Consider the following 26,558-nt stretch of genomic DNA (forward strand, 5'->3'; position numbering starts at 1 on the left):
GATCAGGGCCCTGGCCGACGGCGGCGAGATCACGGGCTGGCCTGCCGGCCGGTATGCCGAGGAACTCGCAGCGGCCGCCGGGACATGGCATGCCCGGGCATACCGGGACGGCCGACCCGGGGCGCTGTTCGGGGCAGTGAAAATGACCCGCCAGCCCCCCGAGATGAGATTCGTGTCCTACCACGACGCCCCACCCAACTACCTGGCCAGCGACTGGGAGGACGACATGTACTCAGGCGACGAAGATGTGCTGAGAACCGAACTAACCCGAATCTTCAAAGGTTGAAACCCAGACCCAGCCTTGGGCTCAGTTGTCTTCCCTGATCTCCTGTGGGACAGGAAGCGAGGTCACGGGTAAAGGATGTGCTCTCCCACCACGAGGCCCTGCACGGCCCCGACCGGGTCATCGGCGGCAACCCCGACAACTTCACTGGCTTCGGCACCGAAACCGTCCCCGGCAACACCGCCAACTCAGAAATGGGCCGACACTGGTCAAATTCCGATACCGTACGAAGCTATAATCGCCGCATGGAGGACGCAGTTTCTGATATTCCGGAAGAGTTGCGCGGTGATGTTCGGGTGAATACGGAGTTTCTGGTGAATGGTAAGACGACTAATTTCATTGGCCTGCCGTGATGAAGGAAGAAATGAGATGGCTGGTAAACGGGTGCGCGAGTCGTGGGAGAAGTACGGTCGGCGGGGTCGAGAGGTTGAGGCATTCGTTGGGCTGATGGATTCAATGTCTCATGATCAATGGGTTACTGTTGGCGAGACTGAGAAGAATAACGTTTTTGATGAATACATGGGTGCTCTTCAGGAATGCAAGAAGATAAGTATTTCCGCTACTGTTGTAAAGGCGTTGTCTTCTTTGGGTGATCGTTACCGGCCCCAGTATGATGATGAGGCTGTAGGTCGGTATACGCGTGGGGGGTCCGTGATGCGAAGTCCATTGCGCCGTATATCGTGGGTATTGCCGACCGGCTGCCTGCGTGGGCTGTTGAGGTGATTCTGCGTCCGTTCGTGAAGGCTGGTGTGGACCTGTCCCCGGTGTTGCCTGAGGGCATGGACATAAGCCGTCCGCTGCCGCACGTCGGTGATGATGACTCGCCGGTTGATGAGTGATGGTCGGTAAACGAGTGCGTGAACCGTGGGAGAAGTATGGTCCGCGGGGTTGTGAGGTCGTAGCGTTTGTCGGCTTGATGGATTCCATGTCCCACGACCAGTGGGTCGTGGTCGGCGAGACAAAGGATGATCTTGATTTCGATGAGTATGCTTGGGCTCTTGAGCAGTGTCTGGAAACAGGCATTTCTGCTACCACTGAAAGAATGTTGGTTGCACTGGGAGATTGTTACCAGCCCCAGTATGACGATGAGTCTGTTGGCCGGTACACTCGTGAAGGGGTCTGTTATGCGAAGTCCATTGCCCCATATATCGTGGGTATTGCTGACCGGTTGCCGGTGTGGGCGGTTGAGGTTCTCTTGCGTCCGTTCGTGAAGGCTGGTGTGGACTTGTCGTCGGTGTTGCCCGAGGGTATGGACATAAGCAGGCCGTTGCCGGATGAGGCGTAGGCGCGGGTACTGGTCGTCAATGATGAGGATTGTCAAAAGGGACGAGGAGTACTTGGCTTCGGGCCGGGAGAGAGGTGTATCGGAATGACTGTGCCGGGTTTTGGTCCTGATGCCAAGGAAGAGAAGATCAAGGCCCTGTACCAGAGGTTGGTCGGGTGGATGCGGGAGAACCGAGCCGATTACTTGCAGGCCGTGGTGCAGGCCGTGGGCGAGCGGCACGGCGGCTGGATCCGTTCGTACCACGACAATCGGCCCTACGACAATGTGGCACCGGCCGAGCTGTACGATCAGATGATCGCGCTGCGCAGCGTGCTGGCCGAGCCCGGCAGTGGCGCGTTCACCTACGCCAAGTTCGTCGTGGAGGTGGGGACCGGTACCCGTATGACGATGCGGCAGGACAGCCGCGAGCCCCAGCTGGATCCCCCCTACACGGCGCAGGACTGCGCCCGTGAACTGGAACTGTTCCCCCGTGATGATGGGCGCACCCCAACCTGGCTGGCCAGCCACGGGCAGCGCCGCGACGAGGTGACCAGCGTGAGGAAGATCGACGACCAGGTGCTGGAGCACTACCGGCCCCTCGTGCCCGAGGCGATCGGGGACCTGTGGAGCCAGTACGGCGTGGCCTATTTCGATGACGGCATGGTGCGGCTGGTCGACCCGGCCCACGCCGTCAACCGGCTCCAGCGCGTGGCCCCTGCCGGCGACGACATGGTGCCGGTCTTCACCACGGCCCTGGGCGATGTCGTCTACTGGCGGGCCGGCCGGTTCGTGTTCTACGACTACCGGCACAGGACCTCCGGCGAGCTGGAGTCCAATGCTTTGGTGGCCCTGTACATGCTGCACAGCGAGGATTTCCGCAACGAGTTCATGGACGGCCAGACCTACCGGCAGGTCGCCTGCCGGTACGGCATCCTCGACGTCGATGACTGCTTCGCCTACGTACCGCTCCTGCGGCTGGGCGGGCCCGAGGACGTGAACCGGCTCGACCCGTGCGAGATGTGGACGCACCTGGACTTCATCGCCCAGGCAACCGGCACGCCCAAAGAACCCTGATACCGGCATCCGTCAGCTGCTCATCACCGCGCCCACGGCCCCCGTCCGCCGAGCAGCGCCTTGCCCAGCGGCAGCAGCGAGAGCCCCATCAACGTCAGCCCCCACACCGGTTCGCTGCCGCGCAGCACGATGCCGCCGACGAGCATCCCGGCGAACACCACCGCGGCCACCGTCCGGTCCTGGCCCTGCTCGGCCCGGCGGATCTGCCTCACCGCGTCCGGGGTCTGCACGCTGAGCTGGCCCCGCTCGACCATCGTGAGCACCCGGTCGATGCGACGCGGCAGTCCGACGGCGAGGGAGGCCATCGACCTGGACTCCTCGAGCGCCACTCCCAGCTGCGAGCCGGGCGTGCCGGTCACGAGACTGCGGGCGTAGGGCTCCACCGAGTCCCACAGGTTGTACTCGGGGTACAGCTCCACGCACAGGCCGTTCATGAGCGAGGCCGCGCGGATGAGCAGCAGGAAGTTCTGCGGCAGCTGGAAGGGCATCGTGGCCATGAGATCGCGGAACTGCATGCCGAAGGCGACGAACTCCTTCGGGTCGACGGTGCGCATGTCCGCCAGGCTCATGCCGCCGAAACGGTCGAAGAGCTGGCTCACCGCCCGCTCGATGAGCGCCAGATCGGCCGAGGGCAGCAGCATGTCGAGGTCCTGCATGCAGCCCAGCAGCCGGTGGCTGTCGCGCAGCCCCACCGCGACGACGACCTCCTTCAGCTCGTCACGCAGGTTGTCCGGCACCTGGCCCATCATCCCGAAGTCGACGAAGGTGAGCCGCCAGCTCCGTCCGGCCTCGGCGGCCTGTGCCCGGGGCAGGGGCGTGATGAACAGGTTGCCCGGGTGCGGGTCGGCGTGGAAGAAACCCAGGTTGAAGACCTGCTCGATGTAGGCGTCGGCCACCGCGAAGGCCACCTCGCGCCGGTCGATGCCGGCCGCCTCGATCGCCTCGACGTCACTGATCTTGATCGCCGTCACGTCCGACAGGGTGAGCACCCGCGGCGAGGTGCGCTCCCACACGACGAGCGGGTAACCCACCTGCGGGGCGTCGGCGAAACTCTCGGCGAACCGCTCGGCGTTCCCCGCCTCGTTGAGGTAGTCGAGTTCCTCGGCCGTCGTGCGGGCGAACTCCTCGACGAGGGCGGGCATGTCCGCGCGCTCGGCGATCGGACGGTAGTGCGCGATCCAGCCGGCCGCCCGCCGCAGTGCCGCCAGGTCCACGTCGGTCACCTGCTCGATGCCGGGGCGCTGCACCTTCACGACCACGTCGCGGAAACCCACGTCGCGGGCCTCTGACCGCGTCAGCCGGGCCCGGTGGACCTGCCCCAGCGAGGCCGCCGCCAGCGGCTCGGGCTCGAAGTACTCGAAGGCCTCCGACAGGGGCATGCCCAGCGCCGCCTCGGCCGCGGGGAGCACCTGCTCGTAGGGCACCGGCGGGGCCTCGTCCTGCAGCCCCGAGAGCTCGTCGGTGACGGTGGGCGGCAGCACGTCCAGGCGGGTCGACATGAACTGGCCCACCTTGATCATGAGCCCGCCCAAGTCGGCGGCGAGATCGTGGAACCCCACCGCCGCCTTGCGCAGCCGTCGTTCCCGGCCCCGCTCGGACAGCCGGTGAAGGCCGAGGCGCGGCAGCACGGCGTCGAAGAACCACAGCTGCGCGATGAGCCGGGCGAAGAAGCCCAGGATCCTCCGGTAGCGGGCTCGAAGATGTCTGCTGCCGCTCATCTGACCTCCACGGGCACCGGGTCACGGTCCGGCCCCGCCCCCAGTCTTTCGCACGGCCCCAGGCCGTCGCTCAATCCTCGGCGAGAACCGTGTAGATCCGGCGGCGCGCCTCGTCGATGACGTCGGTGGCGGCCCTGACCTGCACGGGGGTGCCGCTCGTGGCGACCTGTGCGACGGCCTGCACCAGCCGCATCGCCGCTCTCGGCAGCACCATCGACTCGGGCACGTCCTGCTCTGCCGCACTCTTCCAGGGTGCCGGGCGACCACTGGCGGCCTCGGCCTCGGCGCGGCCGGCCTCGGTGAGGTTGTACACCTTCTTGCCGTCCTGCTCTGCCACCTCCACCAGGCCCTCGTCGGCCAGCATCTGCAAGGTGGGGTACACCGAGCCGGCGCTCGGCTTCCACACGCCGGCGCTGCGCTCGGTGATCTCGCGGATGATCTGGTAGCCGTGCATCGGCTCCTCGGCCAGCAGCGCCAGCACCGCCGCCCGCACGTCACCGCGCCCGGCCCGGCCGCCGCGAGGCCCCGTCAGATCCCTCAGCTGGTCCTCGATCGCGTCGAAGGGGAACATTCTGTCGCCGCGGCGGCCATGACGCCCAGGACGCCCGCCCATGGGGAATGTCGAGTACATGATGGCTCCTCTCCTGGTCCGGCTCGGGGCCGGGTTACGGCATCAACGATACATCGGAATCTATCGCTGATCGAGAGGTGTGGGAACTCGGTGGTGCGACCATGGCCCCTGCCGGGCGCCTCACAGATCGAAGGCCGCTGCGGCTCGCTCCGCGACGTCCTGCGCCGAGTCGGAGGTGAGCAGATCCTGGACGAACTCCGTGTCCTGCAGGCTCTTCATCAATTTTTGGAGCACCCCCAGATGGTCGCTGGAACCCTGCAACGCCAGCATGATGACCAAGCGCACGGGAACCTCGTCCCCGTCACCTGCCATAGCGCCGAACCCGACCGGAGTGGCCAAGGTTGCGACCGAGATGGCGCTGGTGCGGACGTGCTCCGGATCGGTGTGGGGAATGGCTACCCCGCCGCTGATGGGCAGCCCGGTGGGGAATCTACTCTCGCGTGTCAACAGTCCTTGGAGGAAGGTGCTGTGCACATGGCCTAGGTCTTCCAGGCGTGCGGCCATGATCGTGAGGAGTTCTTTTCTGTCGGCGACTGACAGGTGTACATGGACGAGTTCCGGGGAGATGAGGGCAGTCACGGTGCTGGATCTTTCGTCTGGATGTCATATTGGCCGGCTCATGGACCATCATTCAGTCATGGGCTACCAGGTGTTCACCCGAAGATGTGGTGGATGGTCTCGATGATGATGTTCGGCAGGTTGTAGCCGAAGAAGGCGTCAGTGACCATGCCGTTGACCTCCACGCCCATCGTCGTCATCATGGCGGTCGCCTCGGGTGCGAAGATGTTGGCCAGCCACTCGACGAAGAACAGGAATATGGCGCTGGTGATCAGGGTGCGGAACAGATTCCCCTTGCAGGCCAGTGCGATCATCGGGACCATGTAGACGATGACTGTCAGTACGCCGACCGGGAAATAAGTCATGTTGGGGATGACGAAGGCGAACACGATTGACAACGGGATCATGAGAACGGTCGTCGTGATTGCTGTCGGATCACCGAGGGCAAGGGCGACGTCCATGCCGATGTTGAGTTCCCGGTCCTCACCGAGATGACGCTTCATGAAGGCCTGCGAACCCTCGCCGACAGTACTCAGACCCTCCATCATGACCGAGACCATGCGCGGCAGCAGGACGAGCGCGGCGGCGATGCCGATGCCCATGGCGAGCACGCCCTGCCAGCTCTGGCGGGTGAGCAGACCGAGGAAGACGCCGACGATGACACCGATGAACGCCGGATCGCCGAAGAAACCGAGTTTCTCCCCGACCTTCTCCATCGACAGATCGATCTTGCGCAACCCGGGGATGCGGTCGATGAGCTTGTTGAAGACGATGCCGAACGGCCAGGCGAACGAGATGAACGACAGGGTTGAGCAGGTCGTCCCCTCCAAGCCGTAGTACTCCTGCCAGTACGGGGCGATGACCTGGGCGAGCACCAGTGTGATGATGGCGAGGACCAGTACGATCCCCAGCCCGATCCACAGGTTTCCGGTCAGGGCGTAGGCCATGCTGCCCGGGATGAGGAAGTGGATGTAGTTCCAGATGTCGACGTTGAGCACATTGGTCCACTTCAGGGCGATCATGATGATGTTGATGACCACGATGATGAGAACGGCTGGCGCCGCGAAGGGGGCGGCCCACGAGGCCGCGCCGACCGCGGCCCAGCCGACGTCGACGGTGGTGAACCCGCCGCCCTGCAGACCGCGGTAGTACTCGATGGCCGGCTCAACGGTGGCCATGAGGGCATTGATGACCATGACCAGGCCGGAGAAACCGATGCCGATCATGAGGCCGGCGCGGATCGATTTCCCGATGCCCATGCGGAAGATGAGGCACAGAATGGTCATGACGATCGGGAGCATCACTGCTGCGCCGAGGTTCATGATGCCCTGAACGACGCTGAGCATGGTTGTTCTCCTTCGGTGTGATCAGAATTCGTGAGTGGCTGGTTCAGGCGTCGAGGACGGCCCGGCAGGTGTCCACGACCTGCTGGGCGACCTTGTCCTCGTTGATCCCGGAGATGAGGCCGAAGACCTGCACGACGGGCTTGTCGATCGTGCCGGGGTACTTCGTCGTCACCATGACGATGTCGACGCTGTTCGCCAGGGACTGGATCTGCGAGACGGTTCCCTTGGTGATCTTGGCGGGAATGTTCGCCTCGGCGAGGATCTTCTTCACCTTCTCCTGGGCGACGGTGCTCGTGGCGATGCCGCTGCCGCAGGCGATGAGGATCTTGACTTCCTTGTTCATTGCTTCACTTCTCCTCGGGGTTGGGTTTCAGAACGACCTTGAGCGCCTCTCCGGTGCGGGTCAGGTCGATTGCCTCGTTGATGTGGTTCAGGGGCAGGACGTGGGTGATGATCGCCTCGGCCGGGAACGCCGGGTCGATGGCGAGTTCGAAGGCGCGCTGCACCTGCATGCTGTTCGCGCCGTAGTGGCCGTAGATCCACAGGCTGTTGTAGTGCACGGTGTTCGAGTCGATCTCGGTCAGCGCCCCCTTGGGGACGCCGCCGAAGAAGACGACGGTGCCGCACGGCCGGGTCATCGCCAGCGCCTGCTGCTGGCCGGCCGTCGTCGGGTTGGCCGAGATCGCCTTGTCGACGCCCAGCCCGCCGGTGAGCCGCCTGACCTCCTCGACGGGCTCGACCGTGCTCGAGTTGATGCGGTGGTCGATGTCGAAGGCCCCGGACTTGTCCAGGCGGTCCTGGGTCACGTCGATGAGGATGACCTTCGAGGCCCCGCGCATCCTCGACAGCACCGCCAGGAAGACGCCGATCGGACCGGCGCCGAGGATCGCCACGGTGTCCCCGAGCCTCACGTCGATGTTCTCGACGCACGCGTAGGTGCTCGACAGGGGCTCGGCCAGGCTCGCCCGCACGGGGTCGACGCCGGCGGGCAGGGTGAAGGTTGCGCCGCGCTCCACCCGTTTGGCCGTGTAGGCGATGTACTGGGCGAAACCGCCCGGGCGGCTGGTGTAGGACTCGACGTCGGTGCAGTGCTCGTGGTGGCCGGCCCGGCAGTAGTCGCACTTCAGGCAGTGGGCCTCGGGGTAGACGTAGAGCCGCTGGCCCGGCTCGTAGGCGGTGACCCCGGGCGACACCTCGGCCACCGTGCCCACCACCTCGTGCCCGTAGATGTGGGGGTAGGCGCCCCTGCGGGAATCGGTCGTCAGGTTCCTGATGTCTGACCCGCACAGGCCGACGGCGTCAACCCGGAGGACGAACCCGCCGTCGGGGCACTGCGGCCTCGGCACCTGCTCGAACCTGATGTCGCCGGGACCGTGCATGACGGCCGCGTCCATCACGTCTGTCATCGATGAGCTCCTCGTCCGCCGTCGCCGTCGACGGCACGTCTTCTGGGTTTTCGTGTTCCGGCACCGATCCGTGCGGCCCGGGGCACGACACAATCCTTGTGTTGCGGTGACCATGTCGCATACTTGTTTCTGCCGCAGGGGCTGCAACGACTGATTGCCACGCCCGCGGCAGATGATTGTTCCTTGCGGGGCGGCAACAATCGTGTGCCGAGCAGACCGGGGGCGTTGCTACCGTGAGCCCGGGAGGTGTCACAGGTGATCCTTTTCTCCGAACGCCAGTCTCTTCTACTGGAATTGCTCAGCGAGCTCGATCACGTCATCACCGGCCGTGAACTCGCCGATCTTCTCGGGGTGAGTGCACGGACATTGCGGTACGACATCTCCCGGACCAATGGAATGGCCAAGGCCGAGGTCATCGAGGCGACTCCCAAGGGATATCGCCTGAATCGTCCGGTTTATTACGACCTGGTCGCCAGGAACTCCGACCTGGGCACCGAGCTGGGGCACCAGGAACGGATTCTGCTGTACCTCTTCAACGCCCCGGTCACCGATGTCTACGACATCATGCGCGACTGCTATCTCAGCGAGTCCGTCACGCGGGCGGCACTGCAGCACCTCGTTCCGAAGGCGGCCGAGTACGGCCTGTCCCTCACGACCTCGGGGGCGCGTGTCGAGCTGTCCGGCGACGAACTCGATCTGCGGCGGCTGCTCGGCGAGCTCGTCCACAATGCGATGGACGTCGCCGTCGGGCGTACCGAGAAGATGAAGCGCTACCTGCCGGACGTCGAGTTGTCCGTGGTGGAGGCCGAGCTGCGCGCGGCCGTCGAGGAGACCCGCGCCGACATCAACGACATCCAGCTCTCCAACACCGTCGTCAGCCTCGCGATCTGCCTGCAACGCTTCGACCACCCACCGGCCGCGCCGCACGTGCCGCGCGCCAGCGGCACCGGGGCCGACGAACTGACCGGGCGGCTTCTCGCCAGGCTCGGGAGGGCCTACCCGGAAAGGACCTTCGCGCCATCGGACCGCGAGTACGTGCGGGCCCTCCTCGGCCTCGCCCTCGACCATGGCGTGACATCTCCCGGCGGCCGGCCCGACGCCGAGGACAGCGGCGCGGCGGAAGCCATCCGGGCCTGCCTCGACGAGACCATCGGGCACTTCAACCTCGAGGTCGACTACGGGAAACTGTCCCGGAACATCTGCGACCACGTGCTGCGCCTGGTGGCCCGCCCCCGCAAGCTGCCCTACTTCCGCAACAACCTGCAGGAATCCCTGCGGGCCCGCTCGCCCTTCCTGTACGACGTGGCCGTCTACCTGGCCGACAGGCTGTCGAAGGCGCTGACCATCAACTTCTCCGACGACGAGATCGGCCTGCTCGTCATCTACCTGGGGCTGCACACCGAGCAGCCTCCAACCGACGAACGCGCCATTTCGGCGGTGGTGGTCTGCCCGCGCTACCACGCGCTCCAGGACTGGCTGCTGGCCGAGCTCGTCGAGAGATTCCCCGACCGGCTGCGGATCGTCGACATCGTGGCGAGCAACCGGGAGGCCGACGCCATCGAGTGCGACCTGGTCATCACCACGACCGACGAGGCCCCCGGCGTGCACCCGAGCGTGCGGATCAGTGCCGTGCTGTCGGAACTGGACTGCACAGCCGTCGACGCCGCGATCCTGCGCGAATTCTCCGCGAAGATGCGCACCCGCATGGCCGCCATCATGTCGAAATTCCTCGACCCCGGCCTGTTCTTCGTCGGCCCCTCCTTCCCGGACGCGACGAGCACGATCCATTTCCTGTCCGGCGCCCTGCGCGACAAGGGATACGTCCCGGAGGAGTTCGAGGACAGCGTCCTGCTGCGCGAGACCTATTCCCCGACGGCCTTCGCGCGCAGATTCGCGCTGCCGCACTCCATGGATTTCATGGCGCACGAGACGAAGGTCGCCGTGCTCATCCCGTCCTCGCCCATACCGTGGGAGACGGCCGATGTCAGCCTTGTCTTCATGCTCGCCATCAACGGTGCCGATTACGACGAATTCATCCAGTTCTATCAGCCACTCATCAGCCTCCTCTACGATCCGCGGCTCTTCTCGGAGCTGAAAAGGGTCACCGATTTCGAGGCCTTCGCGCAATTGCTGGGCAGCCAACTCGTTGCCCCCAACAGGGATCAGCTGGGCTGATCCGGAAGGGAGAATCATGATTCTCGAGGAAGAACGCCGCGCGGTCGTGCGGGCCTGCCAGGACATGCAGCGGCTCGGTCTGGTCGTCGGGACCGCCGGCAACGTCTCGATGCGGGTGGGCGACCGGGTCGCCATCTCCCCGTCGGCGGTCGAATACCAGGACCTGACGCCCGAGATGGTCGGCGTGCACGACCTGGACGGCGCCGTGGTCGACGCCGCGCTCAAACCGTCGAGCGAGCTGCCCCTGCACCTCGCCGTCTACCGCGGGACCGGCGCCGGCGCCATCACCCACAACCACGCGCCGGCCTCCACCGCGCTCGGCCTGGTCGTCGACGAGGTGCCGTGCTCGCACTACTACTCGGGCATGTTCGGCGGCCCGATCCGCGTCGCACCGTACGCCCGCTTCGGCACCGATGAGCTCGCCGACAACGTCTGCGCCGCCCTGCAGGGTCGCCTTGGCGCGCTCATGGCGAACCACGGGGCCATCACGATCGGGCCGAGCCTGACGAAGGCCTTCTCGCTGCTGCCCTACCTGGAGTACGTCTGCGAGATCCAGCTGCGCGCCATGGCGACCGGGGCGGCCGTCAAGACGCTGGACGAGGCCCAGATGGCCCAGGTCCTCGACGGGCTGAAGACCTACGTGCCGACACGGATCGACCGCTGAAGTCCGCCTCGGCCCGCCGGTCAGAGGGTCAGCTCCCCGGCAACGTTCGCGCCCATCCAGCGTGCGAGTTCGGCGCCGCGCACCCCCTGCGAGAGCAGGAAGACGAGCTTGGCGTAGAGCGCCTCGAGGGTCATGTCGCGGGCGCTGATCGCCCCGCCCGAGGCCAGCGCGTGGCTGGCCTCGTAGTGGCCGAGCAGCACATCGGCCTGCACGCACTGGGAGGCGACGACCAGGGGAACACCGGCCGCCATCGTCTGGGTGAGCACGTCGGCCAGGCCCGGCTCCTCGTTCGGCATGTTCCCGGTGCCGAAGGCACGCAGGACGACCGCCTCCGGTGCCGGGTCGAGCACGGCCGCCAGGCGCTGGGCGCTGATGCCCGGCGCGAGGTCGAGCACGAGCACGTCGTGGCGCCCGTACGGCTCGGGGTCCGCCCATCCGCAGCCGGACTGCCCCGGCTCGTTCCACTGCCACGGCGCCCCGGCGAGCGCCAGCGCCGGCACGCCGGGGGAGTCGAAGCCCTCGAAGGCCCACGACGAGACCTTCGTCACCCGGTTCCCGCGCAGCAGCTTGTGGCCGAAGAACACGGCCACCCCGTCGAGCCGGCCGCTCGCCGCGGCGCGCAGCGCCCCTGTCACGTTCGGCGCCGCGTCGCTGCCGACGACCCCCAGCGGGTACTGGGCCCCGGTGAGGACGACCGGCTTGCCGAAGCCGGTCAGCGCGTACGACAGGGCCGCCGAGGTGTAGGCCATCGTGTCGGTGCCGTGCAGGACGACGAAGGCGTCCGCCGCGTCGCGGTGGGCCCACAGGTCGTCGACGATCGCCCGCCAGTCGTCAGGGGTCGCGTTCGACGAGTCGATGAGGTGTTCGAACTGCGTCACCTCGACGGTGCCGGCCATGTCGGTGCCGTCCAGCAGATTGCCGAGCCAGCGGTCCAGGTCCGCTCCCGGGGCGAGGCCCTGCGGGGTCTCGACCATGCCCAGCGTGCCGCCGGTGTACAGGACGTGGGTGCGCACTTCTCAGCCCTCCTCGTCGGTGGCGATCATGGTGTCGAGCAGATCGGCCTTGATGTTGTTGCGCACCGCGAACCAGCCGATGACCATCGCCGCCACGACGATGACGAACAGCAGCAGGGTCCAGCGGCCGGAGGCCGAGGTGAGGTTCGAGGCGACGACGATGATGAAGAACGCCAGCGACAGGTAGTTCGTGAACGGCGCTCCGGGCAGGCGGTAGGCGGGCCGCTGGTCCTGCCCGGCCCTGACCTTCTTGAGGAAGCTCAGGTGGGTCACGAGGATCATCGCCCACGTGCCGGCGATGCCGATGCCGGCCAGGTTCATGACGATCTCGAAGGCGTCCTCGGCCAGGAAGGCGTTGAGGGCGACGCCGAACAGGCCCAGCGCCGAGGTGATGATGATGCCGCCGGAGGGCACCTGGTGCTTGTTGAGGCGGGCGGCGAAGCCCGGGGCCTCGCCGGCGACGGCCATCGAACGCAGCGTCCGGCCCGTCGAGTACAGGCCGGCGTTGAGCGAGCTCAGCGCCGCGGTGAGCACGACGACCTGGATGATGTCGCCGGCGTGCGGGATGCCGATGCCGGTGAAGAAGGTGACGAACGGCGACTCGTTCGACGAGTAGGCGGTGTACGGCAGCACCAGGGCCATGAGGATGACCGAGCCGACGTAGAAGATGAAGATGCGCAGGATCATCGAGTTGATGGCCTTGGGCAGGACCCGGCTGGCCTCGGCCGCCTCGCCCGCGGCGACGCCGACCATCTCGGTGCCGCCGAAGGCGAAGATGACGCCCAGGGTCAGCGCGAAGACCGGGGTGATGCCCATGGGGAAGAAGCCGCCGCTCTCGGTGACGTTGTGGAAGCCGGCGGTCGACTCGCCGACCGGGGCGCCGACGATGATCGCCCAGATGGCGATGAGCATGAACAGGACGATGGCCGCGACCTTGATGAGGGCGAACCAGAACTCCGCCTCGCCGAACATCTTCACGCTGAGCATGTTGAGCACGAAGACGAGCGCCAGGGCGACGAGCGCCAGCACCCACTGCGGGATGGGCCGGAACAGCGTCCAGTAGTGCAGGTAGAGCGCGACGGCCGTGATGTCGGCCATGACGGTGACGGCCCAGTCCAGGAAGAAGAACCAGCCGGTGACGTAGGCGCCCTTCTCGCCGAGGAACTCGCGGGCGTACGAGACGAACGCGCCCGACGAGGGCCTGCGGATGGCCAGCTCGCCCAGGGCCCTGACCATGAGGAACGCGAAGATGCCGCAGATGGCGTAGGCCAGCGCCAGGCCCGGACCGCCCTGGGCCAGGCGTCCGCCGGCACCCAGGAACAGGCCGGTGCCGATGGAGCCGCCGATGGCGATCATCTGCAGGTGGCGGTTCTTCAAGGCCTTGTTGTAGCCGACGTCCCCCTTGTCCACGGTGTGGGTCTCCGGGGTGGGTGCCGGTGAGCTGTCAGCCATGGTGGTCCTTCCCTGACGAGCGGCTCTGCTCGTCCTTCTGTGACAGCAGGCTACTCTGCCGTCCCGGGCGGAGGCACCCCGCGTGGCCGGGCGGGAGCGGGCCACGATTCATGACGGCGGCTCGTTCAGCGGGCCGCCGCCACGAGGGCCCGGGAGCTGCCGGGTGACGAGGGTCGAGACCGCAGCGGCCCCGGGCGCCGGCCGCACCGGCCCGTGCCGCGGTTCACCCGGGGACCGAACGTCGCCGGGGCGGCTAGTCCGCGCGGCAGCGGCTCACCTCGTACAGCGCGATGGCGGTGGCGACCGAGGCGTTGAGGCTCTCGACGGCGCTGGTGATCGGTATCGCCACGAGCGCGTCGCAGTGCTCGCGCACGAGCCGCGACAGGCCCTGCCCCTCGGAGCCGACGACCAGGACCAGGGGCCCGTTCACGCCCGGGGTGCCCGCCACATCGGTGTCGCCCTCGCCGGCCAGCCCCGCGACGGTGAACCCGGCGCCGGACATCTGCTCGAGCGCCCGGTTGAGGTTCTTCACGCGGACGACCGGGAGGCGCGCCGCCGCGCCGGCGGAGGACTTCCAGCTGGCCGCGGTCATCGAGGCGCTGCGGCGCTCGGGGATCACGACGGCGTCGGCGCCGAAGGCGGCGGCAGACCGGATGATCGCGCCGAGGTTGTGCGGGTCGGTGATGCCGTCGCAGGCCACGAGCAGGCCGTGGTCGTCGTCGCGGCCCAGCGCGGCGGCCATGGCGTCGGCGAGGTCGGCGTACTCGAACTCGGGCAGCTGGATGGCCACCCCCTGGTGAACGGCCCCGCCGGTGAGCCTGTCGAGCTCGGCGCGCGGCACGTGCAGCATCGTCAGCGAGTGCGCGGCGGCGTACTTGAAGATCTCGCGCAACCGGTCATCGCGCTCGGACCCCTCGGCGACGAAGGCGCGGTGCACCGGCAGGCCTGATTCCAGGGCCTCGAGCACGGGATTGCGTCCGACGACCCAGTCGGGGCCGGCGCCGCGGCCGGAGCCGCTCGGCCGGCTCGTCCTGGGACCGCGGCTCTCGGGGTGCGCCTGGCGTTCCTGCTTGGCCCGGTAGGCCTTGTGGTAGACGCGGTCCTCGGCCTTGGGGGTGGGGCCGCGGCCGGACAGCCTGCGGCGGCCCTTGCCCCCGGACCCCTTGCGCGCCGGGCTCACCTGCTCACGCTCCAGCGTGTCCCGCCGGGCGTGTCCTCGACGCGCACCCCGAGCTCGGTGAGCGCGTCACGGATCCGGTCGGCCGCGGCGTAGTCCTTGCGCGACCGGGCCGCCTGGCGCTGCTCCAGCACGAGGCGGACGAGACCGTCCACGACGGACGAGTCGGCGCCGCCCTCACCGGCCCACTGCGGGTCGTGCGGGTCGAGGCCGAACACGTGGAGCATGGCGCGCACCTGCCGAAGGGCGTCTGCGGCGCCGCCCTCGTCGCCGGCGTCCAGGGCCTTGTTGCCCGCCCTGACCGACTCGTGCAGGACGGCGAAGGCGCCGGGGGTGCCGAGGTCGTCGTCCATGGCCTCGACGAAGGCCCCGGGAAGGTCCCCGGCGGCGAAGTCGACCGGGCCGGCGGCGCCGGCCCGCTTCAGGAAGGTGTCGATCCGCTCGAGCTGGGCGGTGGCCTCGGCCAGTGAGTTCTCGGAGTACTCGATGGTGGAGCGGTAGTGCGGCTGGGCCAGGTAGAGCCGCACGGCACGCGGCGGGAACTTCTTCGTGACCTCGCTGACGAGCGCGCCGTTGCCCAGCGACTTGCTCATCTTCTCGCCCGCCATCGTGACGAAGGCGTTGTGCATCCAGTAGCGGGCGAAGCCGTAGCCGGCCGCCCGGGACTGGGCCTGCTCGTTCTCGTGGTGGGGGAAGCGCAGGTCGAGGCCCCCGCCGTGGATGTCGAAGGTCTCGCCGAGGTACTTCAGGCTCATCGCCGAGCACTCCAGGTGCCAGCCCGGGCGGCCTGGCCCCCACGGGCTGGGCCAGCTCGCCGTGGCGGGCTCTTCGGGTTTGCTGCCCTTCCACAGCGCGAAGTCGCGGCGGTCGCGCTTGCCGCGCTCGTCGGCGGACTCGTCGGGGGCCATGTCCTCGATGCGCTGGTTGGACAAGGACCCGTACTCCGGCCAGCTGCGCACGTCGAAGTAGACGTCGCCGGAGCCGTCCTCGGCGACGTAGGCGTGCCCGCGCTCGATGAGCCGCCGGGTGAGTTCGATCATCTCGCTGATGTGGCCGGTGGCACGAGGCTCGTAGTCGGGCGGGATGCAGCCGAGCGCGGTGTAGGCGCGGTGCAGTTCGAGTTCCATGGCGTAGGCCAGCTCGTACCACTCCAGGCCGGCCGCCTCGGCATTGGCCCAGATCTTCTCGTTGATGTCCGTGATGTTGGCGACGACCTTCACCTGGTAGCCGTTCGCCGTGAACCAGCGGCGCAGGACGTCGAAGACGACCTCCTTGCGGATGTGCCCCAGATGCGGCGGGCTCTGCACGGTGAGGCCGCAGTGATAGATCGACACCGTCCCCTCGACCAGCGGGGTGAACGGCACGACGGTGCCGGTGGACTCGTCATAGACCTGGAACGTCACGTCGGCAGTCTACCGAGCACCGGCTCGCGGGCGCGGGGCTCCACTGCGAGGACTGCGTCGGGTTCGCGTGCGGTGACGGATGGGCTCACCCGTGGGTGTGGTCGGCATTGATGGTGGAGCCACTGGGCAGCAGCACCTCGTAGGAGTGCCGGATGTGCCTCTCGACGAGCTCGGACGCCAGGGCCGGGTCGCGGACCCTGACGGCCGCGAGGATGCCCCGGTGCTCGGCGACGAGCTGGGCGCGCACCTCGTCCCAGTTGTCCAGGTGCTCCTCGGCCTGACGGATCGGGCCGGACAGCGTGTGGCGGATGGCCGATGACAGCATCGACAGCATGTGATTGCCGCTCGCCTCGATGATGGCGATGTGGAAGGACGTGTCGAGCTCGTTGAACGAATCGGGGTCCTTCTGGTGATCCATCTGCCCCACGAGCATCTCGGCCCGGCGCACCGCCGCGCCGGGCCCCTGACGGGCCGCGGCGACGGTGGCGGCCTTCTCCACGACGACGCGCGTCTCGGTCAGGTCCTCGACCGAGGTGACGTCGAGAGCCAGCTGGAGCCGGAGCATGCGACCCAGCGCGTCCCCCGGGGTGGTGCGGATGCGGGTGCCGTTGCCCGGCCCCGTGCCGGAGACGACGATGCCCTGGGCCTGCAGCACGCGGATGGCCTCGCGGACGGCTCCGCGGCCGACCGACAGGCGGGCGGCGAGTTCCCGCTCGGGGGGCAGTTGCATCCCGGCCACGTAGTTGCCGGCCAGGATCTCGGACTCGATGTGGTGCAACGCCACGTCGAAGCCCGACATGCCCTTGGCCTGCAGGATGGCGCAGTCGTGGCAGCGCTCGGACCGGTTCAGGTCGGCCCTCGCCTCACGCGTCCTGGCCATGAGGCCATTGTGGTCGATGAGTCAAGCTTGCGAAAGAGGATCGAGACACCCCGTCCGGTAGTTTCGGTCGGCAGCAGTCCCAAAATATGCCCTAGGCAGAGCGTGTTTCTTGACCCCGGCAATTGGTAGGACCTATTGTCGTTCCAGAATGGTGCGCGTCTCAGTGGAGAGACTCATCATTCATCGTCCAAGAACATCGAACGGGGGACTCTCGTGGTACTGCTCGAAGCGTTCACTCCCAGCACCAACCCACTCGGTCACCAGTGGGCCTCGGCCCTCGTGGCCCTCATTCCGATCGCCTGCATGCTCATCACGCTCGGGGCGCTGCGCTGGAAGGCCTACTGGGCCGGTCTCGCGTCGTGGGGGCTTGCTCTCATCATCGCCGTCACCGCCTACCACATGCCCGTCGGCATGGCGGTCGCCTCCAGCGCCGAGGGCTTCCTCTACGGCCTCTTCCCGATCGGCTGGATCCTGCTGGCCGCCATCTGGATGTACCAGGTCACCGTCATCTCGGGCCGCTTCGACGACCTGCGGCGCACCTTCTTCCTCATCTCCGACGACCCGCGCGTCCTGGGCATCCTCATCGCCTTCTGCTTCGGCGGTCTGCTCGAGGCCCTCGCCGGCTTCGGCGCCCCCGTCGCCATCGCCGCGGCCATGCTCATCGCCGTCGGCTTCGGCAAGCTGCGCGCCGCCGTCACCGCCCTGGTCGCCAACACCGTCCCCGTCGCCTTCGGCGCCGTGGGCCTGCCCGTTCTGATGGCCGCCCGCACCGGCGGTCTCGAGGTCTCCCAGGTCGCCCCGGTCACCGCGCGCATCTGCGCCATCCTCTGTCTGGTCGTCCCCTTCCTCATGCTCGGGATCATGGACGGCAAGCAGGGCATCAAGCAGTGCTGGCCCTTCGGCCTCTTCGTCGGCGTCATCTTCGGCGCCGTCAAGTGGGTCATCGCCGGCACCGGCCTGTACAACCTCACCGAGATCTTCGCCGCCGTCATCTCCGTCGGCCTGGCCATGATCTTCCTGCGCTTCTGGAAGCCCAAGGGCGGCGCCGAGGCCGCCGAGCGCATCGGCATCCCCATGGACCCGGCACTCGAGACCGAGCCCGTCACCAAGAGCGAGGAGAGCGGCGCCAAGCTCACCACGGGTCGCATCCTCATGGCCCTCGTCCCCTACATCCTCGTCATCGTGATCTTCGGCATCGCCGCCCTCCCCTCGGTCAAGGCCCTGCTCGCCAAGGCCGACGTGAAGATGGCCTGGCCCGGCCTGGGTGACCTGCTGAGCACCACCGGCGCCGCCAACGCCCACCAGACCTACACGTGGCAGTGGCTGAGCACGCCCGGCTTCCTGCTCATGATCGTCGCCATCCTGGTCGGCATCATCTACAAGGTCTCGGCCAAGGACCTGTTCGGCGAGCTGCTCGTCAACCTCAAGAAGATGAAGTTCTCGCTCATCACCATCGGCCTCGTCGTCGCCCTCGCCTACGTCATGGGCGACTCCGGCCAGACGCTGGCCCTGGGCCTGTTCATCGCCGGCGCCGGCGCCGTCTACCCGTTCCTCGCCCCGATCCTCGGCTGGATCGGCACCTACGTGACCGGCTCCGACACCTCGGCGAACATCCTGTTCTCCGGCCTGCAGTCGGGCATCGGTGAGCAGGTCGGCGCCGCGCACGCCCTCGGTCTGGACGGCATGCGCTCCCTGCTCGTCGGCTCCGGTGCCGCCGGTGGTGTCGTCGGCAAGATGATCTCGCCCCAGTCCCTGACCGTTGCCGCCACCGCCATCGGCCTCGCCGGCGGCGAGTCCACGATTCTGCGCAAGGTGTTCAAGTACTCGATCATCCTCATCGTGTTCATGTGCATCATCGCCGGTCTGATGTCGACCCCGATCCTCAGCTGGCTGCTTCCCTGAAGCTGATTCCTCTCGCCCATCAATGTCAACGGAGGTTCTTCCATGACCACCACCACCTCGCCCGGCACCCGGGCCGGTACGTCGGGTCTTCCCGGCGCCGGTCTGGACGTCGCGGTGTTCATCACGTGTATCAATGACGTTCTGTTCCCGCAGACCGGCATCGCCATGACCAAGCTGCTGGAGCGTCTGGGCTGCAGGGTCCACTTCCCCAAGGAGCAGACCTGCTGTGCGCAGCTCACCACGAACACCGGCTACTTCAAGGAGTCGATGGGCATGGTGGAGTCGTATGTGAAGGCCTACAGCGACTACGACTACGTCGTCGCGCCATCGGGCTCCTGCATCGCCGCCGTGCGCGACCAGCACCCCATGCTGGCCGAGCACGCCGGTGACAAGGGCCTGATGCGCGACGTCGAGCACACCAGCAAGATCTCGCTGGACATCAGCGAGTTCCTGGTCGACGTCCTGGGCGTCACCGACGTGGGCGCCTACTTCCCGCACCTGGTTACCATCCACCCGAGCTGCCACGGCATGCGCCTGCTGAAGCTGGGCGACCGCCCCTTCAAGCTGCTCGAGAACGTCAAGGGCATGACGACGGTCGACCTGCCCGCCGCGGAGCAGTGCTGCGGCTTCGGCGGCACCTTCTCCGTCAAGAACCCTGACATGAGTTCCACGATGACGGCCGACAAGGCCCGTCACATCCGTGAGACCGGCGCCGAGTACGTCGTCGGCTGGGACAACTCCTGCCTGCTCAGCATCGGTGGTGTCCTCTCCCGCCAGAACGCCGGCGTGAAGGCCATCCACATGGTGGAGATCCTGGCCAACACCGAGGAGGACTGACTGCCATGACCACTGAACTGCGTCGCATCACCGAGGGCAACTACGGCGTCGCCCGCCTGACGCCCGCGCCCGAGCACGGCGGCACCTTCCTGGGACAGCCGAAGTTCCCCAAGGCCGTCAAGAACGAGCTCAAGCTCGTCGTCCAGCGCAAGAACATGCGCAACGCCACGACGACGATCCGCAACAAGCGCGCCCTGCGCGTGACCGAGACCCCCAACTGGGAGGACATCCGTCAGGCCGCCTACGAGGTCAAGAACCGCGTCGGCCGTCACCTCGACTACTACCTGGAGCAGGCCGAGAAGTCCCTCACCGCCAACGGCGTCCACGTGCACTGGGCCCGCGACGCCGAGGAGGCCAACCGCATCGTCGGTGAGATCGCCAAGGCCAAGGGCGTCCAGGAGGTCGTGAAGATCAAGTCGATCACCACGCAGGAGACCGACCTGAACGAGCACCTCGAGGAGCAGGGCATCGCCGCCTGGGAGACCGACCTCGCCGAACTCATCGTCCAGCTCGGCCACGACCGTCCCAGCCACATCGTGGTTCCCGGCATCCACCGCAACCGCGCCGAGGTCCGTGAGATCTTCCTGCGCGAGATGAAGAACTACGGCCGCCCGTGCCCCGAGGACATCACGTCCAACCCGCCCGAACTGGCCAACGCCGCCCGCCTGCACCTGCGCGAGAAGTTCCTGCGCGCCAAGGTCGCCGTCTCCGGCGCCAACTTCATCCTCGCCGACACCGGGTCGCTGGTGATCGTCGAGTCCGAGGGCAACGGCCGCATGTGCCTGACCCTGCCCGACACGCTCATCTCGCTCGTCGGCATCGAGAAGGTCCTGCCGAGCTATGACGACCTCGAGATCTTCCTCAAGCTGCTGCCGCGCTCGGCCACCGGTGAGCGCATGAACCCGTACAACTCCGTGTGGAGCGGCGTCACCCCGAACGACGGCCCGCAGGAGCAGCACGTGGTCTTCATGGACAACGGCCGCACGAACGTGCTCGCCGATCCGGTCGGCCGCGAGGTGCTGCGCTGCATCCGCTGCGCGTCCTGCATCAACGTCTGCCCGGTCTACGAGCGGGCCGGCGGCCACGCCTACGGTTCGGTCTACCCGGGCCCGATCGGCATCACGCTGACCCCGCAGCTGCGCGGCATCGATGACCCGGTCGACCGCGGCATGCCCTATGCCTGCACCCTGTGCGCGGCCTGCGTCGAGGTCTGCCCGGTCAAGATCCCGTTCACCGACATCATCGTCCACCTGCGCAACCGCGTCGCCGACGCCGAGCGCAAGGAGTTCTCGACCGATGTCGAGGTTGCCGCCGAGAAGGCCCTCATGAAGGCCGCGGCCTGGGTGCTCGGCGACTACAAGCACTGGGAGACGACGATGTACGCCACCCGCGCCGCCGGCCGCGTGGTGGGCAAGCACAAGATCGGCCCGCTGCCCGTGCCGGTCGCCAACCGGTGGCTCGACTACCGCAACGTCGATCACATTCCCAGCCAGACGTTCCGCGACTGGTGGAAGGCCAACCGCGGAGAGGAGAAGTGACCATGGACGCCAAGCAGGAGATTCTCGCTCGCATCCGCCGGGCCACGGTGGACGTCACCGAGAAGGACCCGGTCAAGGACCAGCCCGTCAACTGGACCTACGGCCTGGGCATCGAGATGGATGACGTCGTGGGCACCTTCGAGCAGAAGGTCATCGACTACTCCGCCACCGTCGTGCGGTCGAAGCCGGCCGGCGTGCCGGAGGCCGTCGTCGCCGGGCTGAAGGCCACCGGCGCCACGGACTCGGTCGTCGTCCCCGCCGGGCTGGAGAAGTCCTGGCAGGACGCCATGACCGCCGCCGGTTTCGAGGTCCGTGTCGACGAGCCGCAGCTCTCCCACGAGACCCTCGACCAGACCGACGCCGTCGTCACGGCAGCCGCCTCCGGCATCGCCGACACCGGCACCATCGTGCTCGACCACACCGAGGACCAGGGCCGCCGCGCCCTGTCCCTGGTACCCGACCGGCACGTCTGCGTGGTCAAGGCCTCGCAGGTGGTCTCCGACGTCCCCGAGTCGGTGCAGAACCTGCGCCCCTCGGTCGAGGCCGGCCACCCGCTGACCTTCATCTCCGGCGGCTCGGCCACGAGCGACATCGAGCTGTCCCGCGTGGACGGCGTGCACGGTCCCCGCACCCTCTACGTGGTGCTCGTCGAGGACTGAGCCTTCCTCACACCAACCGACCGCGGCGGGGCCGACACACCCACTGGGCGTGCCGGCCCCGCCGCGTTGTCGGACATGCGCGTCCGCGCCGCCTTGGTTAGGGTTGAATGACGCCCGTCCGGGAACGGCACGGTCCGGTGCCACCGCCCCGATCAATCACGCAAGGAGCCCCCGTCCATGGCCGAGACACGCAAGCACAACCCCCGCACCAGCAGCATCGGCGAGCGGGTGAGGGAGGCCATCGGCGGGGTGCCGCGCGTGAACCCTCCGGACCACGACGAGAGCCCCGCCGCCGGCGACGACCCCTTCGTGACCGCTCCGGAACCCGAACTCGACGAGGCCCCGATCATCGGTGCCGCCGCCGACCCGATGGGCGGGTACACGCTGCGTGCCGGTGACCAGCCGGGACTCATCACGCTCGGCGCCGACCAGCTGGGCCGGCTGGCCAGGGTCATCCGCACCGAGGACGCCCCCGGTGACGGGGACGAGGACGACGAGTTCTGGGACGACGAGGACATCGAACCCTGACCGGCGCGCCTGGCGCGTGACGGCCGAGGGGCTCAGCCCCGCCTGCGCAACGCGTCGACGTCCAAGACCTCCGCCTGGCCGGCGTCGATGCCCTCGGCGGCCTCCTCCCACGGATCGTGGACGGGGCCCTCGTCCCCCTCCAGGTCATCGACGAATCCCAGGGAGGGGTCGTAGGGGTTGATCAGCCGGTGATCGCCGCCGTCGACCGTCACGAGCACGTCCCTGCTCATCGCCTCGTCCGGCAGCGTGTTCAGCACATCGCGGACGTAGCCCTTGGTCGCCTTGACCAGGGGCGCCTCGCGGTCCTCCCGCTGGGACATGTACCAGCGGTAGTCGAGGACCTCGTGGTAGATCTGGGCGGGGTCGCGTTTGCCGCTCAGCTCGGGCGGAATCGCGCTGATGACCGGTTCGAAGCATTCGGTGAGCCACTGGTGGGCCACGACGGACTCGTCGGCGTCCTGCAACTGCATCCGCGCCCGGAAGGTGTCCAGGTCGTTGAGCAGCCGCCTGGCCTGGTTCTCCTCCGTGTCGAGCCCGGTCAGGCGCATGAGGCGCCGGGAGTGGTGTCCCGCGTCGACGACCTTCGGCTGGATCGAGATCGTCCGGCCGTCGGGGCTGGTCTGGATGTCGAGCTCGGCGACGTCGAAGCCCAGGGCGTTGAGGCGGCGCACGCGGGACTCGATGCGGTACAGCTCCGAGTCGGAGAACTCCTCGAGACCGGTCAACTCGTCCCACAACTCGTGGTACCGCGACTCGATCGTCTCGACGAGGCTGAGCGGGTCGAGCGACTCGTCCAGCAGGCCGCCGGCCTCGAGATCGCAGAAGTCGCCGAAGATGTTGACGCGCGCGATCTCGAGGTCGTGGGAGCGCTGACCGTCGGTGAGCTGGTCGTGCAGCTCACCGGTCTCCGCGTCGACGAGGTAGGCGGCGAAGGTGTCCGCGTCGCGGCGGAAGAGGATGTTCGACAGGGAGACGTCCCCCCACATGAAGCCCAGCAGGTGGAGGCGGGCCAGCAGGACGACCATGGCGTCGAGCAGGCGCATGACGGTGTCGTGGCGCACGCCGGGGCTGAACAGTGAGCGGTAGGGCAACGCGAAGTCCAGGTGTCTCGTGATGAGAACGGGGTCGAGCGGGACGCCGTCGGCGTCGACGCGTCCGCTGACCACGGCGACGGGTTCCACCGAGGGGGTGCCGAGACGCCTCAGATCGTGTAGCAGACGGTACTCGTGGATGGCCACGTGCTCGACGACCTCCTTGGCGCCGTAGACCTGGTCACCCACCTTGATGAACCGCACGACGTGGCGTGAGATGCCGCGCGGAAGCGCGACGAGATGCTCAACCGGCCATTCAGCCAGCGGTGTGCCCCAGGGCAGGGGAATGAGCCGGGCATCCGGCTTCGCTGACAGAAATCGTGGCACGGGACCAGTGTGCCACCCGGCGGCGTCCAGCGGGGCGTTTCGCCCCGCTGGACGCCGCATCAGCGCAGGGTCATGGCCCCGGTCAGGCCTGCGCGGCCCGTGCCGCGCGCTCGAGGGCGGCGGTCAGGTCGGCCGTGAGATCACCGATGGGCTCGATGCCGACCGACAGCCTCAGCAGGGAGTCGCTGATACCCGCCGCCGCCCTCGCCTCGGGCGTCATGCCCACATGGGTCATGGTCGCCGGGTGGGCCAGCAGTGACTCGGTGCCGCCGAGGGACTCCGCCAGGTCGATGGCGACCAGGCCCTCGGCGAAGGCCTTGACCGCCTCGAAGCCGCCGTCCAGCTCGAAGCTGAGCAGCGAGCCGAAACCGTTCTGCTGGCGGGCGGCCAGCTCATGGCCCGGATGATCGGGCAGGCCCGGGTAGTTGACGACCGGCACCATGTCGCTGGCCTGCAGCAGCTCGACGACGGCGGCCGTGTTCTCCTGGTGGACGCGCAGGCGCGCGTCGATCGTCCTCAGCCCGCGCAGGGTCAGCCACGAATCCCAGGAGCCGCCGGTCAGCCCGAGGGTGCCGGCCCAGTGCTGCACCTGCTCACCGAGCTCGGTGGTCGAGGAGACGACCACGCCGCCGACCACGTCGGAATGGCCGTTGATGAACTTCGTCGTGGAGTGCAGCACGACGTCGGCCCCCAGGTCGATGGGGTTCGACAGCAGCGGCGAGCAGAAGGTGTTGTCGGCCACGAGGAGCGCGCCGTGGGCGTGGGCGAGTTCGGCGGTGGCGGCGATGTCGGTGATGCGCAGGAGCGGGTTCGAGGGCGTCTCGACCAGGACCAGCTCGGCCGGGGCGGCCAGGGCGGCCTGGACCTGGCCGGGATCGGCCATGTCGATGAAGTCGATCTCGATCCGTTCGCGGGAGGCCAGGTGGTCGAGCAGCCGCCACGTGCCGCCGTAGCAGTCGGCGGGGGCGACGACGCGTCCCCGCGGCCCGACGAGCGCCTCAATGGTGGTGGTGATCGCGCCCAGACCCGAGGCGGTGACGGTGGCGTCGACGCCGTGCTCCAGGTCGGCGAGCGCGCGGGCCAGCAGGGAGCGGGTCGGGTTGGTCGTGCGGGCGTAGTCGAAGGGCGGTTTCCCCTGGCCGAGGCAGGGGAAACGGTAGTTGGTGCTCGGGTACAGGACGGGGGTCACCGAACCGTATTGGGTGTCCGTGTCGAAGCCGGCGCGCACGGCGCGGGCGAGGGGGGACAGTGCGGGCTCTTCCTGGCTCATGGGTGCCTCCTGGTCGTGCATGGGCGCTGCCGACGCCCTGATCCGACGATAGCCGCCCGGCCCCCGCCGCGCCGACGGGTTCACCAGGAGGACAGCATGAGGGGCGGGCCCGGACCAAGCGGGCCCGCCCCTCATGCGGCCGGGCGAGTTGTTGTGTCGGGGATCAGGAGATCCTCTCGGTGGTCGTCTTGTCGAAGACGTGCACCTTCGCGGGGTCGATGTGCAGGAGGACCCGCTCGCCACGGGACGGGGGAGTGCGGGTCGTGACCCGGGCGACGACCTGCTGGTCGTGGGGGACGCCGGTCAGCGAGCCGTACAGGTACGAGTCGGCGCCGGTCTCCTCGACCGCATTGACCGTCATCGTGAGCCCCTCGCCGGTGGGCGAGAGCTCGAAGTTCTCCGGCCTCACCCCCAGGACCACATCGGCGCCGGTGGCGCGCTCGGTGGTCTCCCGCGGAACGGGGAGCACAAGATCGCCGAGCTCGACGCCGCCGTCGACGACCCTGGCCGGGAGCAGATTCATCGCGGGCGAGCCGATGAAACCGGCCACGAAGAGGTTCTTCGGGCTGTCGTACAGGGCGAGCGGGCGGTCGACCTGCTGCAGCTTGCCGTCCTTCATGACCGCGACACGATCGCCCATCGTCATGGCCTCGACCTGATCGTGGGTGACGTAGACGGTGGTGACGCCCAGACGGGTCTGCAGGGCGGCGATCTGGGTGCGGGTCTGCACGCGGAGCCTGGCGTCGAGATTGCTGAGCGGCTCGTCCATGAGGAAGACCTGCGGGTCGCGGACGATCGCGCGGCCCATGGCGACGCGCTGGCGCTGGCCGCCTGACAGGTTCTTCGGCTTGCGGGTGAGCAGGTCCTCGAGTCCGAGCAGCTTGGCGGCCTCGAGCACCCGGCTCTCGCGCTCGTCCTTGGCCACGCCCTTCATCTTGAGCGCGAAACCCATGTTGTCCGCGACGGTCATGTGCGGGTAGAGCGCGTAGTTCTGGAAGACCATGGCGACGTCGCGGTCCTTCGGTGCCAGACCGGTGACGTCCTGGTCGCCGATCCACACCGAGCCGGAGTTGACCTCTTCCAGCCCGGCGAGCATGCGCAGCGATGTCGACTTCCCGCAGCCGGACGGGCCGACGAGCACCATGAACTCGCCGTCCCCGATCTCGAGGTTGAGCTTGTCGACCGCCGCATGGTCGGCGCCGGGATAGATACGGGTAGCGTCCTTGTAACTGACAGTGGCCATGAGCCACCACACCTTTCCACGGGCAGGAACGTGCCCGACGATCCGTAGTAGAGCAGGACGAAGGACGTCTTCGTCCGCACCCGTATTCTCGCATACGGCGGGCGGCCGGTCATGAGAGC

26 protein-coding genes are annotated in these 26,558 nt (G+C 67.7%); 12 read left to right on the forward strand and 14 right to left on the reverse strand.

All coding sequences use genetic code 11. The features are described 5' to 3' along the window. The 5 genes from PROPJV5_RS12760 to PROPJV5_RS11655 form a co-directional block, all read left to right on the forward strand. The coding region (locus PROPJV5_RS12760; protein ID WP_220474430.1) for a hypothetical protein at window positions 1-286 on the forward strand (286 nt) is incomplete at its 5' end. 44 nt (window positions 287-330) lie between these two features. Next, on the forward strand, window positions 331-636 hold the full coding sequence (locus PROPJV5_RS11645) for a polymorphic toxin type 15 domain-containing protein (protein WP_119716532.1): 306 nt from the start codon (window positions 331-333) through the stop codon (window positions 634-636). 327 nt (window positions 637-963) lie between these two features. Continuing rightward, window positions 964-1,122 (forward strand): hypothetical protein, encoded by a 159-nt coding sequence (locus tag PROPJV5_RS12620; RefSeq protein ID WP_182858710.1) that lies wholly within the window; start codon window positions 964-966, stop codon window positions 1,120-1,122. Between the two features lie 86 nt (window positions 1,123-1,208). Beyond that, a complete protein-coding gene (locus PROPJV5_RS11650; RefSeq protein ID WP_147385448.1) occupies window positions 1,209-1,568 on the forward strand; it encodes a hypothetical protein in 360 nt (119 codons plus the stop codon). 159 nt (window positions 1,569-1,727) lie between these two features. Further along, window positions 1,728-2,621 carry a T6SS immunity protein Tdi1 domain-containing protein gene (locus tag PROPJV5_RS11655; protein ID WP_182858711.1) on the forward strand — a complete coding sequence of 298 codons (894 nt, stop codon included), beginning with the start codon at window positions 1,728-1,730 and terminating at the stop codon, window positions 2,619-2,621. Between the two features lie 23 nt (window positions 2,622-2,644). Here the strand turns inward: PROPJV5_RS11655 and PROPJV5_RS11660 are convergent, their stop codons facing one another. The 6 genes from PROPJV5_RS11660 to PROPJV5_RS11685 form a co-directional block, all read right to left on the reverse strand. Continuing rightward, on the reverse strand, window positions 2,645-4,339 hold the full coding sequence (locus tag PROPJV5_RS11660) for an ABC1 kinase family protein (RefSeq protein ID WP_119716535.1): 1,695 nt from the start codon (window positions 4,337-4,339) through the stop codon (window positions 2,645-2,647). 70 nt (window positions 4,340-4,409) lie between these two features. Continuing rightward, window positions 4,410-4,970 carry a PadR family transcriptional regulator gene (locus PROPJV5_RS11665; RefSeq protein ID WP_119716536.1) on the reverse strand — a complete coding sequence of 187 codons (561 nt, stop codon included), beginning with the start codon at window positions 4,968-4,970 and terminating at the stop codon, window positions 4,410-4,412. Between the two features lie 120 nt (window positions 4,971-5,090). Next, the gene (locus PROPJV5_RS11670; protein ID WP_119716537.1) at window positions 5,091-5,549 is read right to left on the reverse strand and encodes a PTS sugar transporter subunit IIA; all 459 of its coding nucleotides are present in this window, start codon (window positions 5,547-5,549) and stop codon (window positions 5,091-5,093) included. A gap of 74 nt (window positions 5,550-5,623) precedes the next feature. Beyond that, the gene (locus PROPJV5_RS11675; protein WP_119716538.1) at window positions 5,624-6,874 is read right to left on the reverse strand and encodes a PTS transporter subunit IIC; all 1,251 of its coding nucleotides are present in this window, start codon (window positions 6,872-6,874) and stop codon (window positions 5,624-5,626) included. Window positions 6,875-6,917: 43 nt separating this feature from the next. Further along, window positions 6,918-7,217: a PTS sugar transporter subunit IIB gene (locus PROPJV5_RS11680; RefSeq protein ID WP_119716539.1), complete on the reverse strand. Its 300-nt coding sequence runs from the start codon at window positions 7,215-7,217 to the stop codon at window positions 6,918-6,920. A gap of 4 nt (window positions 7,218-7,221) precedes the next feature. Beyond that, window positions 7,222-8,280: an alcohol dehydrogenase catalytic domain-containing protein gene (locus tag PROPJV5_RS11685; RefSeq protein ID WP_119716540.1), complete on the reverse strand. Its 1,059-nt coding sequence runs from the start codon at window positions 8,278-8,280 to the stop codon at window positions 7,222-7,224. A gap of 255 nt (window positions 8,281-8,535) precedes the next feature. On the opposite strand from PROPJV5_RS11685, the gene PROPJV5_RS11690 reads away from it, so the two are divergent. Continuing rightward, window positions 8,536-10,455: a BglG family transcription antiterminator gene (locus PROPJV5_RS11690; RefSeq protein ID WP_119716541.1), complete on the forward strand. Its 1,920-nt coding sequence runs from the start codon at window positions 8,536-8,538 to the stop codon at window positions 10,453-10,455. 16 nt (window positions 10,456-10,471) lie between these two features. Next, complete coding sequence (locus PROPJV5_RS11695; RefSeq protein WP_119716542.1) at window positions 10,472-11,119, forward strand: class II aldolase/adducin family protein; 648 nt, start codon at window positions 10,472-10,474, stop codon at window positions 11,117-11,119. 20 nt (window positions 11,120-11,139) lie between these two features. Here PROPJV5_RS11695 and PROPJV5_RS11700 read toward each other — a convergent pair whose 3' ends face one another. The 5 genes from PROPJV5_RS11700 to PROPJV5_RS11720 all read right to left on the reverse strand — a co-directional run bounded on the left by PROPJV5_RS11700 (window position 11,140) and on the right by PROPJV5_RS11720 (window position 17,044). Further along, the gene (locus PROPJV5_RS11700) at window positions 11,140-12,093 is read right to left on the reverse strand and encodes an asparaginase (RefSeq protein WP_239018498.1); all 954 of its coding nucleotides are present in this window, start codon (window positions 12,091-12,093) and stop codon (window positions 11,140-11,142) included. 42 nt (window positions 12,094-12,135) lie between these two features. Beyond that, window positions 12,136-13,584 (reverse strand): amino acid permease, encoded by a 1,449-nt coding sequence (locus tag PROPJV5_RS11705; protein ID WP_119716544.1) that lies wholly within the window; start codon window positions 13,582-13,584, stop codon window positions 12,136-12,138. Between the two features lie 253 nt (window positions 13,585-13,837). Next, window positions 13,838-14,764 (reverse strand): 23S rRNA (guanosine(2251)-2'-O)-methyltransferase RlmB, encoded by a 927-nt coding sequence (rlmB, locus tag PROPJV5_RS11710; RefSeq protein WP_119716545.1) that lies wholly within the window; start codon window positions 14,762-14,764, stop codon window positions 13,838-13,840. After that, window positions 14,761-16,164, reverse strand: coding sequence for a cysteine--tRNA ligase (gene cysS / locus PROPJV5_RS11715; RefSeq protein WP_119716546.1), 1,404 nt, complete (start codon window positions 16,162-16,164; stop codon window positions 14,761-14,763). The genes rlmB and cysS overlap by 4 nt, the downstream gene beginning before the upstream one ends. Before the next feature lie 85 nt (window positions 16,165-16,249). Further along, window positions 16,250-17,044 carry a FadR/GntR family transcriptional regulator gene (locus PROPJV5_RS11720; protein ID WP_239018495.1) on the reverse strand — a complete coding sequence of 265 codons (795 nt, stop codon included), beginning with the start codon at window positions 17,042-17,044 and terminating at the stop codon, window positions 16,250-16,252. Between the two features lie 213 nt (window positions 17,045-17,257). On the opposite strand from PROPJV5_RS11720, the gene PROPJV5_RS11725 reads away from it, so the two are divergent. From PROPJV5_RS11725 to PROPJV5_RS11745, 5 genes are all read left to right on the forward strand, one after another. Continuing rightward, window positions 17,258-18,946, forward strand: a complete 1,689-nt coding sequence (locus tag PROPJV5_RS11725; RefSeq protein WP_119716547.1) for an L-lactate permease — start codon at window positions 17,258-17,260, stop codon at window positions 18,944-18,946. Between the two features lie 42 nt (window positions 18,947-18,988). Then, window positions 18,989-19,783 (forward strand): (Fe-S)-binding protein, encoded by a 795-nt coding sequence (locus PROPJV5_RS11730; RefSeq protein ID WP_119716548.1) that lies wholly within the window; start codon window positions 18,989-18,991, stop codon window positions 19,781-19,783. 5 nt (window positions 19,784-19,788) lie between these two features. Next, window positions 19,789-21,321, forward strand: coding sequence for a LutB/LldF family L-lactate oxidation iron-sulfur protein (locus PROPJV5_RS11735; protein ID WP_119716549.1), 1,533 nt, complete (start codon window positions 19,789-19,791; stop codon window positions 21,319-21,321). A 2-nt stretch (window positions 21,322-21,323) separates the two neighbouring features. Further along, window positions 21,324-21,980, forward strand: a complete 657-nt coding sequence (locus tag PROPJV5_RS11740; RefSeq protein ID WP_119716550.1) for a LutC/YkgG family protein — start codon at window positions 21,324-21,326, stop codon at window positions 21,978-21,980. 177 nt (window positions 21,981-22,157) lie between these two features. Next, the gene (locus tag PROPJV5_RS11745) at window positions 22,158-22,508 is read left to right on the forward strand and encodes a hypothetical protein (protein WP_119716551.1); all 351 of its coding nucleotides are present in this window, start codon (window positions 22,158-22,160) and stop codon (window positions 22,506-22,508) included. Between the two features lie 32 nt (window positions 22,509-22,540). Here the strand turns inward: PROPJV5_RS11745 and PROPJV5_RS11750 are convergent, their stop codons facing one another. From PROPJV5_RS11750 to PROPJV5_RS11760, 3 genes are all read right to left on the reverse strand, one after another. After that, window positions 22,541-23,986 (reverse strand): DUF4032 domain-containing protein, encoded by a 1,446-nt coding sequence (locus PROPJV5_RS11750; RefSeq protein WP_119716552.1) that lies wholly within the window; start codon window positions 23,984-23,986, stop codon window positions 22,541-22,543. Window positions 23,987-24,008: 22 nt separating this feature from the next. Next, complete coding sequence (locus PROPJV5_RS11755; protein WP_220474431.1) at window positions 24,009-25,196, reverse strand: trans-sulfuration enzyme family protein; 1,188 nt, start codon at window positions 25,194-25,196, stop codon at window positions 24,009-24,011. 163 nt (window positions 25,197-25,359) lie between these two features. Then, window positions 25,360-26,439, reverse strand: coding sequence for an ABC transporter ATP-binding protein (locus PROPJV5_RS11760; RefSeq protein ID WP_119716554.1), 1,080 nt, complete (start codon window positions 26,437-26,439; stop codon window positions 25,360-25,362). Window positions 26,440-26,558 lie beyond the last annotated feature (119 nt).

The organism is Propionibacterium ruminifibrarum, from assembly GCF_900289195.1.
GTDB lineage: Bacteria > Actinomycetota > Actinomycetes > Propionibacteriales > Propionibacteriaceae > Propionibacterium > Propionibacterium ruminifibrarum.